At 41.7% G+C, this 17,295-nt stretch carries 12 protein-coding genes; 2 read left to right on the forward strand and 10 right to left on the reverse strand.

Annotation, left to right across the window (positions count from 1 at the left end):
* Positions 1–181 precede the first annotated feature (181 nt).
* Positions 182–499: a DUF3634 family protein gene (locus tag EYW48_RS16040; protein ID WP_274672123.1), complete on the reverse strand. Its 318-nt coding sequence runs from the start codon at positions 497–499 to the stop codon at positions 182–184.
* 9 nt (positions 500–508) lie between these two features.
* Positions 509–958, reverse strand: a complete 450-nt coding sequence (matP, locus tag EYW48_RS16045; protein WP_053311553.1) for a macrodomain Ter protein MatP — start codon at positions 956–958, stop codon at positions 509–511.
* Positions 959–1,121: 163 nt separating this feature from the next.
* Between matP and EYW48_RS16050 the strand changes: the two genes are divergently transcribed.
* The gene (locus tag EYW48_RS16050) at positions 1,122–2,765 is read left to right on the forward strand and encodes a Lon protease family protein (RefSeq protein WP_261926821.1); all 1,644 of its coding nucleotides are present in this window, start codon (positions 1,122–1,124) and stop codon (positions 2,763–2,765) included.
* Between the two features lie 71 nt (positions 2,766–2,836).
* Entirely contained in the window at positions 2,837–3,355 is a 519-nt protein-coding gene (fabA, locus tag EYW48_RS16055) for a bifunctional 3-hydroxydecanoyl-ACP dehydratase/trans-2-decenoyl-ACP isomerase (protein ID WP_053311554.1), read from the forward strand.
* A 132-nt stretch (positions 3,356–3,487) separates the two neighbouring features.
* On the opposite strand, the gene rmf is transcribed toward fabA, so the two are convergent.
* From rmf to EYW48_RS16095, 8 genes are all read right to left on the reverse strand, one after another.
* The gene (gene rmf / locus EYW48_RS16060) at positions 3,488–3,661 is read right to left on the reverse strand and encodes a ribosome modulation factor (RefSeq protein ID WP_010320553.1); all 174 of its coding nucleotides are present in this window, start codon (positions 3,659–3,661) and stop codon (positions 3,488–3,490) included.
* A gap of 168 nt (positions 3,662–3,829) precedes the next feature.
* The gene (locus EYW48_RS16065; RefSeq protein ID WP_277432667.1) at positions 3,830–5,737 is read right to left on the reverse strand and encodes a DUF3466 family protein; all 1,908 of its coding nucleotides are present in this window, start codon (positions 5,735–5,737) and stop codon (positions 3,830–3,832) included.
* A 6-nt stretch (positions 5,738–5,743) separates the two neighbouring features.
* Positions 5,744–7,660, reverse strand: a complete 1,917-nt coding sequence (locus tag EYW48_RS16070) for an ABC transporter ATP-binding protein (protein ID WP_053311556.1) — start codon at positions 7,658–7,660, stop codon at positions 5,744–5,746.
* Positions 7,638–7,880: a glutaredoxin family protein gene (locus EYW48_RS16075; protein ID WP_141652889.1), complete on the reverse strand. Its 243-nt coding sequence runs from the start codon at positions 7,878–7,880 to the stop codon at positions 7,638–7,640. The genes EYW48_RS16070 and EYW48_RS16075 overlap by 23 nt, the downstream gene beginning before the upstream one ends.
* A gap of 9 nt (positions 7,881–7,889) precedes the next feature.
* Complete coding sequence (gene rlmKL, locus EYW48_RS16080; RefSeq protein WP_277432668.1) at positions 7,890–10,019, reverse strand: bifunctional 23S rRNA (guanine(2069)-N(7))-methyltransferase RlmK/23S rRNA (guanine(2445)-N(2))-methyltransferase RlmL; 2,130 nt, start codon at positions 10,017–10,019, stop codon at positions 7,890–7,892.
* A gap of 499 nt (positions 10,020–10,518) precedes the next feature.
* Entirely contained in the window at positions 10,519–11,064 is a 546-nt protein-coding gene (locus EYW48_RS16085) for a cell division protein ZapC (RefSeq protein WP_261917772.1), read from the reverse strand.
* Between the two features lie 179 nt (positions 11,065–11,243).
* Complete coding sequence (gene pyrD / locus EYW48_RS16090; protein ID WP_171979908.1) at positions 11,244–12,254, reverse strand: quinone-dependent dihydroorotate dehydrogenase; 1,011 nt, start codon at positions 12,252–12,254, stop codon at positions 11,244–11,246.
* Between the two features lie 46 nt (positions 12,255–12,300).
* Positions 12,301–17,142: an NAD-glutamate dehydrogenase gene (locus EYW48_RS16095; RefSeq protein ID WP_274683642.1), complete on the reverse strand. Its 4,842-nt coding sequence runs from the start codon at positions 17,140–17,142 to the stop codon at positions 12,301–12,303.
* Positions 17,143–17,295 lie beyond the last annotated feature (153 nt).

Below are 17,295 nucleotides of genomic sequence, written 5' to 3' on the forward strand. Positions count from 1 at the left end.
GCTAGCTTCAGAGTTTCTGCTTTAAATTCAGGGGAATGTTTAATTCTAGTTTTCTTAGTAGTCATTGTTCACCTCGTTAGTGATTGTACTCACTTAACTCAGTGTCCAAAACTGCTGGGGCGGATCAATTCGCTAATGCTCATGTTTACTAGAATCTCTTGTTCATAAACTTGAAACATACTCAATGTGATTTCTTCGTCCGTGATTCTTTACTAGTAAATCCCTGGTGAGGAAAAACATTGCGAATACGTTGTTGAATTTTCTTTGGTACTTGCTTTGAAAAAACAAGCTTCATACCAGTACGTTGTTGATACACCTTCAACTCACCATCAAATGCAGTCACATCACCGATCTCAGAAACATTATGCTTAAAACTTGGTGGAAAATGACCTTTTGACTGGATAATTGCTCCATCTTTAAATTTCACCTTCAATACAGGTCTATCTACAGCAACCAACCAAAATATGACAACGGCAGCAATAATAATCACATACAACATATTCATTCCTTATTCAGACAACAATTTACTTAAGTCTTCTTTCAAGCTAGTAACAGTTCTGCTTGCTTTTTCGCTACGTGAAGCTTCACTGAGCAAATACTCGATGGCATCAGACAATGTACAACCTAACTCATTTGCGCGGTAAGAAAGCTTCTCCCAGACACGATAATCAAGATCAATGGATTTTTTTCTTGTGTGAAGCTGCTCAGCATTAAAATGACGTTTTCGCTTCGCTCTGATTGCCTGTTTAAGCTTGTTGTCAAGATCAAGAGCCATGTGTTGCTCTATCCATTTCAATACTAAGGTTGGCTCGTGCTCAATCTGTTGTAATTGTTCAATAGCAACCTTGGCTTCACTTTTGTCTATATAGCGAGTAATGGCATCACCATCTTTCCATTTTTTGATTAAGTACTGCCACTTCCAACCAGATTCCAAGTTTTCGAGCTGCTGATATTTCATGTCATCAATCCATTCAAAGTTAGGGTGACAGCGTAACCCAGGCTTTCAATTTGTTCAATTTTTGGATGCAAAAAAGAGAACAAGATCAATCATAATAATGATGCTGTTAGACACTACGCTTTTTCTATATAATCTGGATTCTTTTAATCAATATTGTATTTCAATGACTCAAAATATCTGGCGTTCTGTCACACCTCAGTATGATCAATTTAATTCACAACTAGCCCAATACCCTAGTCTTCCCCCTTTAGATTTATTTGAAACTCAACCAAGACTAACGAGTGCTATTGCGCAGTTTGTGCAACTTAAAGGCTTCACTCGCATGATGCTGATCAATGCGCCAGATAACTCAATTTATCGCCACTTAGTAGGCAATAAAATTCAATCGCTAATAAAGTCTGCTCCAGTCATCTGTACTGAATCTATTGATGTAAAGACGATTTTCGGACAATTTAAAGCCGAAGATGGTCATATTATTAATGAAGTTCCAGGGTTGCTCGATAAAGCTGATGGTGGTTTTTTACTGGTCTCTGCAAACTTATTACTGGCGAATCCTACTTGTTGGCCAATGCTGAAAGCAGCAATTCTGGGAGAGTATGTCAGCCCAATAAACTGTGATCCTAAATCCCCTATTCAATCTCCTATAACAAAAGCCTACGACATTAAACTTGTCATTCTCGGAGATCGTAATCAATTAGGTGATGTCGATTATATGGATGCTGATATCCACTCTAGTTTGTGCTTTTATAGCGAATTGGAGTTAGATTTGAAGATTGATGAGCAAACTATTTCTATTTATTTAGCCTACTTACGTTGGATATCAGAAACTTATGGTTTGCCGGCATTAACAGAAAATGCGATCACTACGCTAATGACCGCGGGAGCCCGTTTTACTGAAGACCAACATTATGCACCTTTATGTGTTATGTGGCATCGCGCTCTACTTGAAGAAGCAGCCCTAGAATCTAATTTTAAAACAATCGCTGATGAACATATAGAACTTGCTCTTGATAAACGATACTTCCGTGAATCCTATCTGCCACAACGTGCGCTTGACGACATTATTGACGGACAAGTGATCATTGAAACACAAGGTGAACAAGTTGGTCAGGTAAATGGTTTAACGGTCATTGATGTAGCAGGCCACCCACTAGCCTATGGTGAACCAGCGCGCATTTCATGTGTCATACACTTTGGTGATGGTGACATCGCTGATGTTGAACGTAAAGCGGAGCTTGGCGGTAATTTGCATGCGAAAGGCATGATGATCATGCAAGCTTTCTTGAGCAGTTCGATGAATTTAGATGCCCCGCTCCCTTACTCAGCATCTGTTGTATTCGAACAGTCGTACAGTGAAGTTGATGGTGATAGCGCTTCGCTTGCCGAGCTTTGCTCATTGGTCAGCGCACTCGCTGAACATCCAATTAACCAACAGATCGCTGTTACTGGTGCTGTCGACCAATTTGGTCGGGTTCAAGCGGTTGGTGGTCTAAATGAAAAAATTGAAGGTTTTTATCACGTTTGTAAGTATCAGGGTTTTACTGGTGAACAAGGTGTTATTTTACCGACAACCAACTTGAACCATCTTGCTCTTCATAAAGATGTGGTAAATAGCATTAAACGTGGGGAGTTTCATATTTGGCCGGTCTCAACTGTAGATGAAGCCGTACCAATTTTGATGGGAACACCATTTAGAGGCGATGATGAGGATAGTATCATCAATAAAATCGCGCAACGTATTGAAAACTTTGAAAGACATGAACTATCGCAAGGGATCGTAGAACGCATCAAAAACTGGTTTGTTTAGTACTGATCGGAGTTGTTTAGCGTACACGCGTTCACTAATATCCCCCCTATCAAAAATTGGAGTAATTAATAATGCAGAATAAACGTGACTCATACAACCGTGATGACCTTTTAGCTTCCAGCCGTGGTGAGCTTTTTGGTCCAGGATACCCTCAACTACCAGCACCAAATATGTTGATGATGGATCGTATCCCTAAAATGTCAGAAACTGAAGGTGAATACGGTAAAGGCCTTATTCTTGCTGAATTAGACATCACTCCTGATCTTTGGTTCTTTGACTGCCATTTCCCTGGTGACCCAGTAATGCCTGGTTGTTTAGGGTTAGATGCAATGTGGCAACTCGTTGGCTTCTTCCTAGGTTGGGTTGGCGGAAAAGGTAAAGGCAGAGCACTTGGTGTTGGCGAAGTAAAATTCACAGGTCAAATACTACCTACTGCTAAGAAAGTGACCTATGAAATCAACATGAAGCGTGTTGTAAACCGCAAACTGGTGATGGGTTTGGCCGATGGCCGAGTGCTAGTTGACGGTAAAGAGATCTATGTGGCAAAAGACTTAAAAGTCGGTCTATTCCAAGATACTTCTGCTTTTTAATTCAACGAATTCTAAAGTCTAGCGACTCATTTGAGTCGCTTTATTGTTACCAATGGATTTAGTTATAGTGCTTCAGGTGGGCTCTAAAAAGCCCCTTCCGGGGCTTCAAATCCTTTTGCATGTATGTGGGGTTTATTTGTAGAGACCAGCTTGTTTGTCATCTCTGGCATCACGCCAACCGCCTAGCCAATATGAACGAGCGTCTGTTTGTTGATAAGGGCAAGCCTCTACGGAACGTCCGTTTAAGCCAGCTTTGTACCCATGAGACTGTGCTCTTTCAAGGCGATCACGCTTTTGTCTCTTCATCATAGTGTAGTCCTCATACAGTAACTTGTGTCTTACATACAACTATTAAATCTACGTGGCAGTTTTGTTAAGCCACAATTAATAATTGCTCAAAATTTCAACTTTCACAAGCAACAAAAAAGCGCAGATCCAAATTTGTGAACCTGCGCTCTTCTTTACATAAAATGACTATTTTCTACGGAACCCAAGCAACCCAATCAATGTCAGAGTCAGCCAACCAAGGCTGCCACCTTTACGTTCAACATCGGGTAAATCAGTATTACGCACCACAATATCGTCAGCGGTATTGCCAGCAATAGGAACCAGTTTTATGGCAACTACAGCTTCTGTGCCGGAAGAACAATATGAGTTATGAGAAGTGTCATCATATCCACCAGAACACTTAAAGGCAGTAGCGGCAATCACACCATCATCATTGATATCAGAGGCTTCGAAGATCCGATACTGGTTATTGGCACCCTTAGCATTCCCATCATTGGTCAAGTCGTCGAGCCACCACGCTTGGTTTTTGAAAAGTGCCATGCGGGTAACTTCACTACCAGTACCATTATAAGGATAAATAAATCCACGATGGCGGCGTTGCTTACCGTTATATTCACGAGAGGTTTCGGCATCAATGGTACCAACAACTTCATTATACTTGTTGATTGCATTAGCCTCACCACCAGCACCGCTAAAGAAAATACCGCCGGATAAATAGTTTGCCACAGGATTGCCAGTATTCGCATCTGCAATGAAAATACGGTTAGCGGCTGCGCCGCTTTCAGGTCTATCACCACGACGTTTAGACTCACCAACAACAATTAGATTCTTGTTGATATCCGTCGCCATCGAATTTGAATAGATAAGATCACTGCCCTGTTTCAATTCAGTTCCTGAAATGACTTTGCTGTCCCACATATCATGAACTGGATTTGCCGGATCATACTTACCATTCGGGTAAAACACCGTTGCTTGCATTCTTAATACATCACTATCACGGGAAGTATTAAAACCAGCCATTACTGGTTTGGTCGCATAGTTGCCAGAATCAGCGATTGCAGCACCACGAACACTGGCTTCAGCAGAATAGCCGTTCCTATTGGCAGTAACATCGCCAATCCAACCTGTTACGCGGTAACCAACTGTTGGGCTAGTGGCGTCCCACATATAAGCTTGGGTTGCAAAAGCAAAGTTTTGGCATTGACGAGTCGTTTGAGGATCAACACTGTCATTCACACAATAATTAACATCACCGTTGTAATCTTTATTGTCGTCGTCGCTATTTCCAGTTAGGTAAGAGCTTACCGATGCACTGCCGACTACAAATTCATTTGTGCCATTATCGAATAGATCATAAGCGAATGTTCGACCCATTTTTTCAACAATTTTATTGTTAGTATCGCTAACAATAGACGTATCCGTTGGTGGGTTTAATATTGTCTGGCCATAGAAACCACGTTGGCGATAGCCCAAGGCATAGTTACTACCTGACAAGGCATAGCCACTACTGGTAATACCTATCGGAGTTGATCCATCAATGGCAGTAATGATCGTATTTATTGTTCCTGCAATTGGATCACTAGAACCAACAATAGCATTAATGGTTGGCGATTTTTTGGCGGTGTTTACAAAAGCAGAGGCATTCGATGTGTAATTCGCGTTATCCCAAGCATCACGCTCACGCTTCAAACCACCAGTTTCCACGCCATTATAATCAAAACCGTGCCACTGTTTATCAGCCCATGCATCACAGGTTGAATAGCCCTGTTCTCTGTAACAATAATCTTCTAAGTCATCGCGATCTTGATAAAGAAAACGATTGTCCATTTTAAATGGCACTTCATCACGATATGAAATACCGTCTGAACCATTTAGTGTATCACCAGCAAATTGAAAAGATGATTCACTACAAGATGTTTCAAAACAGCCTAATGGATGCGATGAAACCGTATTTTTTTGTATTGCACGGCCATAATATTCATTGGCCGTAAAGTTAGGTGATACTTCTACAACTTGATATAAAGCTGCCTGTACTTGCGTTGCAGCCAAAATGCTGACTGCAATTGCGCTCATTTTAAATGTTGTACTACTCATTAATGATTAACTTTCCTGTTGCATCGCTTCGAGCTCTTCCCAGCGCTCAAACGCAATTTCAAGTTCCTGCTCTGTTGCAGTTAACTTATCTAAAACGGGCTGTGTCTTTTCTACAGATTGCATGAAAAACTCAGGATCGTTCACTTGTTCTTGAAGCAATGAAATTTCGTCTTCTAGTTGCTCTAACTTGGCTGGCAACCCTTCTAACTCTCGCTGCAGTTTATAAGATAATTTCTTAGGCTTGGTTTTAATTGATGCGGTTTTGGGAGTTTCCTCAACCACTTTCTCAACCTTGCTCACATTTTCAACAACTCGAGTTTGAAGAACCTGCGCCCTTTGTTGCTGAGCATCATGGTAACCACCAACAAATTCTTCAATTTTACCATTACCTTCAAAAATCCAGCTGGTTGTCACTGTATTATCAACAAATTGACGATCATGACTGACTAACAGCAACGTACCCTGATAGTTGGCAAGCAAATCTTCTAAAAGTTCCAATGTTTCGATATCTAAGTCGTTAGTTGGTTCATCTAGAATCAATAAATTATTCGGCTTAAGAAAAATACGGGCTAACAGCAAGCGGTTCTTTTCACCACCCGATAGTGCTTTCACTGGCGTTCGTGCACGCTTAGGCGCAAATAGGAAGTCTTGCAGATAACTTAACGCATGACGTTGACGACCACCAACCATCACTTCCTGTTTACCATCGGCCAAATTATCAATCACCGATTTTTCTGGATCGAGGATTTCACGATACTGATCAAAGTAAGCGACTTCGAGCTTGGTACCACAATGTAGTTTGCCACTTTGAACCTGTAGGTCGCCTAATAGTAGTTTTAACAAAGTACTCTTACCGCAACCATTCGGGCCGATAAGCGCAATTCGGTCGCCACGCATAATGTTAAAGCTGAAGTTAGAAACAATGTTTTTCCCATCTATGCTGTAACTAATATCTTTAGCTTCAAACACGATTTTACCTGAACGAGCCGCGTCATCGATTTGTAGATTCGCCTTGCCCTGAACTTCGCGGCGATCACTGCGTTCTTCTCTCAGCTTCTTCAGAGCTCTAACACGCCCTTCGTTACGTGTTCGACGTGCTTTGATTCCCTGACGAATCCAGACTTCTTCTTGGGCGAGCTTTTTATCAAATTCTGCGTTTTGCATCTCTTCAACACGCAGCGCTTCTTCTTTGGCGACTAAATATTGATCATAATCACCCGGAAAAGAACTTAATTTACCACGATCGAGATCAACAATGCGCGTCGACATGGAGTGGATGAAAGCACGGTCATGCGATACAAAGATAATCGAACCTCGAAAATCCTTCAAAAAGCCTTCTAACCATTCAATCGTTGTCACATCAAGGTGGTTCGTTGGTTCATCTAGCAATAACACGTCAGGATCGCAAACCAATGCTCTTGCCAAAGCGGCTTTGCGCTGCCAGCCACCAGAAAGATCAGTCAACTTAGTATGACCGTCTAATTTGAGAGCAGCCATTACATTTTGAATTCGGTCTTCAAAGCGCCATGCACCAGTATGCTCTAGCTGTTCTTGCACTCGAGATAATTTATTAATATTGCTTTCGCTTGGATCTACCGCAATCAGATCGAGAAGATCTTGGTAGATCTTAAGAGACTCGCCCACTTCAGCCAAACCACCAGCCACGTAGTCAAAAACGGTTCCGGCTTCATCACGAGGTGGGTCTTGCTCTAATCTGGAAACGACAACATCTTGCGTCACTTGCATTTTGCCGTCATCCATTACGATGTCGCCAGCAAGAACCTTCATCATTGTCGACTTGCCGGCACCATTTCGGCCAACTAAACAGACGCGTTCGTTTTCTTGCAATGCGAAATCTGCATGGTCAAGTAAAGGGTGGTCACCAAATGCAAGTTGACCATTATGGATGGTGATTAATGCCATTATTTTCTAACCAATGAAGTAATTTTTGTAAGTCAAAGGGCCAATTCAATTCCGATTGTTGATATTTCAATACAGGAATGGTGACACCGTAACGCGAAAAGAGCTCGTCATCAAAGGCAATATCGACAATATCGACTTGATGACTAATCTTGGCTTGCTGAGTTAGCTCAAATGCCATCTCACAAAGATGGCATCCTTCCGTGCTGTAAAGAGTGAACAACTTTATACCCTATTCGTTGCTTGCGTGTGCAATAGTCCAACAGTTATGAATCTGCTTATTACGCTCAAAGTCCAAAGGTAGTGTTTGCGCTGAAATATTTTTGGCTTCCAACCCTAGTTCTGCAAGCGCTTCTAAATCCATTTTAAAGTGGCGTTTGTTGTTTGAGAAAACAATTATGCCATCTGGGCGCAGAATACGTTTCAAGTTCTCCATCAGTTTGATGTGATCTCGTTGAACGTCAAAAGTCTGTTCCATGCGCTTAGAGTTCGAAAAGGTTGGCGGATCAATAAAAATGAGATCAAATTGTTCTTTAGCGTTATCTAGCCATTGCAAGCAGTCTGCCTGTTCAAAGCTATGCTGACGGCCAATTTGACCATTTAGCTTCAAATTCTCTTTAGCCCACTCTAAATAAGTTTTCGACATATCCACTGTCATGGTTGATTTAGCTCCACCACAAGCGGCATGCACGGTTGCAGAGCCGGTATAAGCAAATAGATTTAAGAAATCTTTGCCTTTCGCCATTTGCCCTAAACGGCGACGAGTCAATTTATGATCTAAAAAAAGCCCAGTATCTAGGTAGTCATGTAAATTAACAATTAACTTAACCCCATATTCGTTAACCTGCATGGTTTCTGAAACCTGAGCCATTTTCTGGTACTGAGAGCGCCCTTTTTGCTTCTCACGCACTTTAAGTACGACTTTGTTGGCTTCTGTGCCAGTTACTTGAATGGCAGCACGAATAATATCCGTTAATCGACGTTTCGCTTTCTCTTCTGGGATATCTTTAGGCGCGGCATATTCTTGGATCACTAAGTGATCAAGGTATACGTCAATAGCCACATTATATTCCGGTAAGTCCGCATCGTAGATACGGTAACAATCGAGCTCTTCACGTCTTGCCCACTTGCCTATTTTCGCGATATTTTTCTTCAATCGATTCGAGAAATCAGGCGCCACTAGTGATTCTTGTTGAGAGCCATTTACAGTATCAACCACACGAGCTGAAATTGAGTAGTTCTTTTGGTGACACGGTAACGCACCGTTATTCAATTTGAACTGCTTCTCAGCGCGCATACGTAAGCAACTAAGCAATTCATCTGAACTTGAGAAGATAGAAGCTTGGCAACCACCAAATTCTGCTTTCAATTGTCCACCAAATGCCGTGTATAACGCAATTAAGCCAGGATGTGTGCCTAAACGCTCACCATAAGGTGGGTTACAAATAACCACCCCGTCTTCAAAGTCGGCTGGACGTTTAATTAGTGCAGCATCACCGAGTTGGAAGGTAATTAAATCTTCAACACCGGCGCGACGTGCGTTGTCTTTAGCGGTTTGTAATACACGAGCATCGTTATCGAAGCCAAAAAACTTACAGTCAACTTTTTTGACACCACGTCTGGCTTGTACATTCGCTTCTGATTTGATTTGGGCCCAAAGCTCTGCATCGAAATCTTCTAGCGCTTCAAAGCCCCACTTAGCACGCTTAACGCCAGGTGCCATTCCTGCGGCCATCATAGCGGCTTCAATCAATAAAGTTCCTGAACCACACATAGGATCAAGAAGTGGCTTAGTCTCATTCCACCCACTGCGTAAGATAATCGCTGCCGCGAGCGTTTCACGAAGCGGTGCACGACCCGCTTCTGGACGATAACCGCGTTGATGAAGGCCACCACCAACCATATCGATACCGAGTATGGCTTTCTCTTTGTGTAAACGCACATGCACGCGAAGATCGGCACGATCTTTGTCGATCGATGGCCTAGGGAGATTCTTATTAGTAAAGCAATCAACGATGGCATCTTTAACTTTCATCGCACCATATTGGCTATTGCGGATTTCACGGTTTGTACCATTAAAGTCGACCACAAACTTCTTCGAACTATGGAAATGATTAACCCAATTAACGGCCGTTGCGGACAAGTAAAGATCCATGTCGTTCTGACAGTTAAATTCAGAAAGAACAAGAACAAATCTTGATGCTAGTCGGCTCCACAAACAACAGCGATAAATCTGCTCTTTAGATGCTTTAAATTTCACCCCAGCTTGTACGGGTTTTGCGTCAGCAATCCCTAATTTTGTTAGTTCTTCAACTAATAGGTTCTCAAGACCGTTTGAGGTAACCGCTAGATATTGATTCATACTGTTCTTTTACTGGTAAAAAATGACCTAACATTATACCTGACATTCTGTTCATTGAGTAAAACAAAGTGTTTCTTTGGGCTACTCAAACCTTCAACTGCTCAACTCCTCATCACTTTCCACTTCTATGAAGCAAAATCGCCACAAAAATCACACCAATCACTTATCTACCGTTTATCAAGGCCTACACACGAAGTGAGTATTTATTCACACCAAATCTGGACTATACCAGGCGAGATTTATTGGCGTAATTTAGCTACAAATGAATTAAAAATGGGAAGAATCACCCTCATTTCATATCTTAAATCGATATGCTTACTGTCACTTTCTGCAAAATAGATGTGCTAATTTTGTACAAATCTCACATTTGAGATTAACTATGAGGCTGTGTCTGCGAGAGATTAATAGTAAGAAAGGTAATAGAAAGGCAAAAAAAATCGGCTAGTGAGCCGATAGGAAATGAAACAAAGGAACGGAAATAGGTAGAACTTCGCTAGTGCTAACTGACTAAAGCGATATGCTCTTCAAGTAAAATATGGTTGGCGCAAGACATTCTGTCATGCATCACTTTAATAACCTGGCCAAATTCAAGTTGTTTTGAACCTGCATTGAGTACGAAAGGTTGTAAATCAACAAGGGCGCAAAGACTGGCGCAATCCCCTGCTTCTAAAACTATAAAGTAGCCTTGGTTGAAACTATTTAGAAGCCGAACAACATCACCTTCACAAGGTACGACCGCTTGGCCTTGATAGTCAAAGAACCAACTTTTCGGTTGAACTGGCTTATGGAAGCGCTTTGCAGCCACACAGTACAGTGCCAGCTCCGCTTGTCGTGGCTCACTCAAGCCAAGGTAACTAATTTGTTCTCTATAGGTTTGAAATGCTGATGCGTCATCAACAGAGAAATGATTATTAACAAAGGCGCAATCTACAAGTAGATTACGGGAAAGATTGGTTTTGAAAACCATCTCATCGCCAAGGTCTAGCATCAAATAGCCTTCGCTATCCGAGTAGTACCAATTCCATTTGTCACTTGGTTTAAGCATCGTTCCAACTCTTTAATTTTAGTGGATTATCAAACTATTAGGCAAAACGCTTAATTACCTTTGTTAATCATTAACTTCAATTTTAAGAATAGAAATAGAAAAAAAAAGAGGAAATGAATAGTTCATTTCCTCTTACTATGACCCAGTCACTTTTATATAAACGGGGTAAATCAAATGCTTTATAGATTTTTTACAATATCTCTAACCAAACCTGGGCCGTGGTAGATAAATCCAGAATAAACCTGAACAAGTTTAGCCCCTGCTAGCATTTTTTCTTTCGCTGCGATACAAGAGTCAATACCACCTACCCCAATAATAGGTAGTTTGTCACCTAGTTGTTCGTATAGGCACTTAATCACTTCAGTACTTCTAGATTGGACAGGACGTCCACTTAACCCACCCGCCTCGTTCGCAAATTTCATTCCTTCCACTAACGAGCGATCTAATGTGGTGTTAGTTGCAATAACACCATCGATGTTATTTTTGATCAACGATTGGCAAATCTGCTTAATTTCATCATCACTGAGATCCGGTGCGATCTTCAATGTTAGCGGCACATATTTATCATGCAGCTTGGCAAGTTCAGACTGTTTTGCTTTCAATACAGCAAGCAGATCATCTAATGCTTCACCATACTGAAGAGATCTTAACCCTGGAGTGTTGGGAGACGAAATATTTACAGCAATATATCCCGCGTATTGGTACACCTTCTCCATACAAATTAGGTAATCATCTGCGCCATTTTCAATCGGCGTATCTTTATTTTTACCAATATTGATACCAATGATTCCGTCGTACTTGGCTTTCTTTACATTCTCAACAAGGTTATCAACCCCTAAGTTGTTAAAGCCCATGCGGTTAATAATGCCTTCCGCTTGCACTAAACGAAATAGGCGTGGTTTATCGTTACCTGGTTGAGGACGCGGTGTTACCGTACCGACTTCCACAAAACCAAAACCCATCGCACCAAATGCTTCGATACATTCACCATTTTTATCGAGACCTGCTGCCAACCCTACTGGGTTTTTAAAGGTCAGTCCCATACATTCTACTGGACGATTAGGTAAGTGTTGGCGATAGAAGAGATCGAGAGGAGTGCCTGTTAAGCGTTTAAAGTTTTCAATCGCAAGATCATGTGCCTTTTCGGCATCAAGTTGGAAAAAGCCAGTCCTGGCTAAGCGGTAAAGCATTGTGCCTCCGAAATAAAAAAGCCCCGTATAAACGGGGCGTTATTATTTACTCATTTGCTGCACAATTCAAATTTAAAAGTACTAATTCCCTTAATGCCACCGAGAATTTTGCAAATTCATGCACAGACCCCACTTTAAACTCATTTAAAATGCTCTCCCAACGAACTAATGACAGTTCGTTACTCACTATCCATTCGTCTAGCGCTTTGATTACATCTAACTCATCCGAACTGCAGGCACAATTGAGTACCTGAGCCGTTAATTGGCGTTGCTGCCAATCTAAATCTTCGCGGAATGCGGCACGAGCTAAAGCTTGCCAGTTATTATCCACACTTTGGCCGTTGATCTGTTTTAAGAACCAATGCAACGACAAACGATCGCCCAAGTTAAAGTAAAGTTTGGCAGTTTTAGCGACTGTTTTACCTTTTTCACGAGCCACTGTGGATATATCCAGTACTGAATAAAGGCTAGACAAACGAGCAACATAATTAGCAAGTTCAGCATTAATCCCTTTATCGATCCATACTTGAGCCATCGCGTTATGTTCGGCTACTTCATCTGCGACCAGCATGGTGTCTAAATCTGCAGCAACAGCGTGTACATCATTTTGGTACAAAGCAACCAGCTCTTTAACGGATTGTTTACCAGAGCGATTACGTAATAACCAACGAGATAAACGACGCAATGTTCGGCGCACTAAGAAAATAACTTCGTATTGCGCACCCGCCTCTGCTTTATTATCCAGTTGTCTAACTTGTTCTAGCACTTGCCCTAAACCATAAATTTCTCTGGCTGCAGTATAAGCGTTCGCAATATCAACCACATTTGCCCCAGTCTCTTCTTGAAGACGAGTGACAAAATTACAACCCATTTCATTAACCATTTGGTTGGCCAAAGCGGTGGCAATAATTTCTGCACGCAATGGGTGGTTTTGCATGTGTTGCGAATAGTTACGACGTAACTCTGTCGGGAAATAGCGAATCAGTTGTTGGGCATGGAATTCATCGTGTGAAATTTCTTCACAGGCTAACTGCTCTTTCAAAACCATTTTACCGTAGGCAACCAGCACAGAAAGCTCTGGACGCGTTAAAGCGAAACCTTGTTTTTCACGTTCAAGCAACGTTTCATCATCTGGAATATATTCCAATGCTCTATCAAGATGGCCAGCTTTTTCCAAGGTATGGATAAAACGAATTTGCTCTTTCACCAAGGATACGCCTTGCTGCTCTGTCACCGAAATAGACTCTGACTGGTCGTATGCATCATCAAGAACAATCTCACCGACTTCATCTTCCATCGATTCTAAGATCTGATTGCGTTGCTTAACGGTGAGATCACCGTTTGCGACTAAGCCATTAAGGAAGATCTTAATATTGACTTCATTGTCTGAACAATCAACACCACCGACGTTATCAACAAAGTCGGTATTCACACGACCACCAGCCAAAGCGTATTCGATTCGGCCAAGCTGAGTCATACCTAAATTACCACCTTCGCCAATCACTTTGGCTCGTAGCTCTCGACCATCAATACGCAATGCGTCATTTGCGCGATCACCCACATCACTATGTGTTTCTTTTGATGACTTAACGTAAGTACCGATCCCACCGTTCCAAAGAAGATCGACTTCCATTTTTAAGATCAATTTAATCAGATCATTTGGTGCTACTGTCGCTTTCTTCGTGCCCAACATTTTCTGAATTTCAGACGTTAGCGTGATTGATTTCGCTTTGCGAGAAAATATACCACCACCTTTTGAAATCAATTTTGGGTTGTAATCTTCCCAACTAGAGCGCGGTAAATTAAATAGTCGATTACGCTCTTCCCAGCTTTTCGCTGAGTCAGGCGTTGGGTCAATGAAGATGTGTAAATGGTTAAATGCGGCCTGCATACGAATATGTTTGGATAACAGCATGCCATTACCAAACACATCACCGGCCATATCACCAATACCAATCGCAGTGAAATCGGTGGTTTGACAATCAATGCCCATTTCACGGAAATGGCGTTTGACGGATTCCCAACCACCTTTTGCGGTGATCCCCATTGCCTTATGATCGTAGCCATTCGAACCACCAGAGGCAAAAGCATCACCTAACCAGAAGTTATATTCAGCCGATACTGAGTTGGCAAGATCTGAGAATGTTGCAGTACCTTTGTCTGCTGCGACAACCAAATACGGATCATCGTCATCGTGGCGAACCACATTTTTAGGCGGTATAACTTCACCTTCAATAATGTTGTCTGATACATCAAGCAATGCACGAATGAAGCGTTTATAGCAGCGCTGGCCTTCTGCAAAAATCTCATCGCGTGTCGTAAACATATGTTGTTTCTTACACACAAAGCCACCTTTTGCACCAACTGGTACGATAACGGTGTTTTTCACTTGCTGCGCTTTAACTAGGCCCAAAATTTCTGTACGGAAATCTTCTTGACGGTCAGACCAACGTAGACCACCACGCGCGACCTTACCACCACGTAGATGTACACCCTCGATATCAGGTGCATAAACGAAGATTTCAAAAGCTGGTACTGGTGCTGGGATTTCAGAAATTTCACTTGGTTTCATTTTTAACGACAACCAAGGTTTGATCTGTTTATTTTCATCCAACTGGAAATAGTTAGTACGAATGGTGGCCGTGATCATTTCCATATAACGACGAATAATACGATCATCATCCAAACTATCAACACGATCTAACTCTTCTGTGATGGTATTAATAAGATCGGTTTGACCTTTTTGAGCGCCTTTATATTTAGGATCAAAACGTTTTAAGAACAGCTCCACCAGCCCTTTTGCTACATCAGGATAATGGCTAAGCGTATCTTCAATATATTGCTGACTGAATGGGAAACCCACTTGGCGCATATAACGAGCGTAAGCTCTAAGAATAGACACTTCACGACCAGTAAGTGATGCACCCAGCACTAATCGGTTGAAGCCATCACTTTCTAATTCACCAGCCCAAATTGCCGCAAACGCTTGTTGGAAACGATCTCGTGCCTCACGAAGATCGACACTTTTCTCGCTTTTATGCAGCATAGAAAAATCAAGGATCCAATACGTTTGGCCATTGAGTTTTCGCACTTCATAAGGTGACTCACCAATCACTCTTAACCCCAAGTTTTCAAGCATGGGCATCACATCAGATAGATGGATCGGTTGATCTCGATGATACAGTTTCAAGCGAACCGCTTTGGAATCTACCGCCTCTTCTTGAGGTCGATAAAACAACATGCCCAGTTTGTTCTCTTCATTTAGCGCTTCGAGTCTTTGAATATCATCGACAGCGGAACCGGGCATCATGTCTTCTTTATACGAACGAGGGAATGCACGCATGTAGTCTTTTGATAATGGCAAACCTTTACTTTCGCCAAAATTAGACACTATCGCGTCAGACAAGCGGTCGTCCCAAGTTGATGATGCTTCCATTAAATTTTGCTCTACTGTTTTAACATCGACATCCATGTTGTTGTTATCAACACGAACAATGTAATGTGTTCTCGCAAGTGGGCTTTCAGAAAAATACGTAGTGAATTCGACTTCTTGTTCACAACCAAAATATTGTTGGAAAATTCTTTGAGTTTGACGACGAAGTTCTGTGTTGTAACGCTCTTTGGTAACATACACCATACAGCTGAAGAAACGTCCAAACGGGTCTTTTCGCACAAATAAGCGCAGCAGATCCCGATCTTGCATTTGTACAACACCCATTCCAACTTCAAGCATCTCTTCTTCACGCGCTTGTAGTAGTTCATCACGTGGGTAGTTTTCTAGAATATTTTGCAGTGCTTTGTATGAGTAAGAACCTTCACGATAACGGCTGGATTTTAAAATACGTTCAACTTTTTCACGAATAAGCGGGATCGTTTCTACACTCTGGTTATACACCGCAGAAGTATACAAACCACTAAAGCGATGTTCACCAATCACTTTTCCCGATTTATCAAACTTCTTAATGCCAATGTAATCGGTATAAGCTGGGCGATGAATACGAGACTGAGTGTTGCCTTTTGTCACAATAAGCAAAAATGGCTTTTTTGCCTCAAGGCGCGCTGAATCCGGAAAATCAGATAATTTAACACTGCGAACTCGCTTAGCATCCGCAAATAATCCCAAGCCTTGGTCGGGTGTAGGTCTTAATTCGGTGTCCCCTTCAATGGAAACCAAATCAAACTCTTTGTAGCCCATAAAGGTAAAGTTATGGTTACCAAGCCAACGCAAAAACTTTATCGTCTCTTCATAACGATCGCTTTCCACTGGGATAAATTCTTTTTGGGTTTCGAGCTGAGCAATGACTTGATCTAGCTTTTCAACCATTGGTCGCCAATCTTGCACCACTAAACTGGTATCACTTAAGATACTTAATAACTCATTTTTCAACACTGTCATTGTGTCTTTACTGCTCAGGCGATCAACCTCAATATGGAAAAGTGACTGCAATGCCCCTTCACCTTGGTTAATCGATGTAATATCACCATTTTCTGAACGGGCAATTTGAGTGGGACCATTAAGCATTAAATGCGATGAAAGATCTAAACGGCTTAATGCCATTTTGACTGAGTCCACAAGGAATGGACTATCTGGAATAACAATCTCAACAATTGTATGAGTTGATTGCCAACCTTGGCGGCTTACTGTTGGGTTGAAGACACGTACCGAACGTTCTTCTGGATTTTTTTCGTTGATATGATGCCAAAGGCTAACCACCGCACCATAAAGATCCGATTCATTACGTTCAGTGAGATCGTCATTGGAAATATTACTAAACAAATGTTGAGCAAGTTGAGTCACTAAGGGTTGATGAGCAAGGTCGAGTTTGTCTTGAATCAGTTGATACACCTTTTCAAGTAAAACTGGCACTAAAGTTTCACGCGCAGTCATGGCAGACTCCAAGATTATTATTTTTGTAGGGATGATGTAAGCATAGCGCTTACACTGTGCAGTGCATGGCTATATTGTAAAAGTTTTATTGATAAATAGTTAATGATTTTGAGGGTGGTCTGAGGTGAAATGTTTGAGAATGTGATTGAGATT

The organism is Vibrio sp. 1180_3, from assembly GCF_029478545.1.
Lineage (GTDB): Bacteria > Pseudomonadota > Gammaproteobacteria > Enterobacterales > Vibrionaceae > Vibrio > Vibrio aestuarianus.